We start from the raw sequence: 248 nt of genomic DNA on the forward strand, positions 1-248 counted from the left end.
GTCCAGCTCGATAATGGCGGCTTCAACCTTCTGCCGCACGTGTTCGCTCACCGGTCGGGTCTTGTTCAGTACATGGGACACGGTCGTGTAGGAAATGCCCGCCAGTGCCGCGACGTCTTTGATGGTTGCCATATTGTCAGTTCCGCCGGGCTGCACGCCGGCTGCGGTAAGTGTCGAGCACCACGGCGATGACGATCACCGCCCCGGTGATGATGCGTTTGGTCGGCTCGCTGGCGCCAATCTGAGCC

The 248-nt window shown here is 61.7% G+C and carries 1 protein-coding gene; it reads right to left on the reverse strand.

The genetic code is table 11. The features are described 5' to 3' along the window. Positions 1-132, reverse strand: a 132-nt coding sequence (locus R0J88_RS22365) for a LacI family DNA-binding transcriptional regulator (protein ID WP_410901223.1), incomplete at its 3' end; no start/stop codon positions are given. Positions 133-248 lie beyond the last annotated feature (116 nt).

Origin of the sequence: Pseudoalteromonas sp. SIMBA_162 (assembly GCF_046535955.1) — a bacterium.
In the GTDB taxonomy this organism is placed as follows: domain Bacteria; phylum Pseudomonadota; class Gammaproteobacteria; order Enterobacterales; family Alteromonadaceae; genus Pseudoalteromonas; species Pseudoalteromonas marina.